This is a genomic window from Burkholderia sp. A9, from assembly GCF_000801975.1.
This window is the reverse complement of the sequence record NZ_JSZN01000065.1, coordinates 1-764: the sequence shown is the minus strand read 5'-3', so window position 1 is coordinate 764 and position 764 is coordinate 1. Positions and strand designations below refer to the sequence as shown.

Below are 764 nucleotides of genomic sequence, written 5' to 3'. Positions count from 1 at the left end.
TCCTGCGTCTCCGCTTCGAACCGCATCACGACCACCGGCGTCGTGTTCGACGAACGCGCGAGGCCGAAGCCGTCCGGATACTCGACGCGCAGGCCGTCGATCGTCACGACCTCGTCCGCACCGTCGAATTTCGCTTCCTGCTGCAGCTTCTCGATCAGGCGGAAGTTCTCGCCCTCGTCGAGCCAGAGCTGCAGTTCGGGCGTGCTCATCGCGTCCGGCAGCCCGTTCAGCAGCGCGCTCGGATCGGCCGTCTTCGCGAGGATCTCCAGCAGGCGTGCACCCGTGTAGAGGCCGTCGTCGAAGCCGTACCAGCGATCCTTGAAGAACACGTGGCCGCTCATCTCGCCCGCGAGCGGTGCGCCCGTCTCGCGCAGCTTCGCCTTCACGAGCGAATGGCCCGTCTTCCACATCAGCGGCTCGCCGCCCTTCGCCTTCACCCACTGCGCGAGATGGCGCGTGCACTTCACGTCGTAGATGATCTGCGCGCCCGGGTTGCGCGACAGCACTTCCTCCGCGAACAGCATCAGCTGGCGGTCCGGGTAGATGATCTGGCCGTCCTTCGTGACGACGCCCAGGCGGTCGCCGTCGCCGTCGAACGCGAAGCCGAGTTCGGCGTCGGTGTCCTTCAGCGCCTGGATCACGTCCTGCAGGTTTTCCGGGTGCGCGGGATCGGGGTGGTGGTTCGGGAACGTGCCGTCGATGTCGGTGAAGCGCTCGACGAGTTCGCAGCCGAGCGCCTTGAACAGGCGCGTCGCGAGCGGGCC

The 764-nt window shown here is 67.0% G+C and carries 1 protein-coding gene; it reads right to left on the bottom strand.

The window, feature by feature from the left end; all coding sequences use genetic code 11:
* Positions 1-764: phosphomannomutase/phosphoglucomutase (locus PI86_RS15410; protein ID WP_039324288.1), on the bottom strand; the 764-nt coding region annotated here is incomplete at both ends.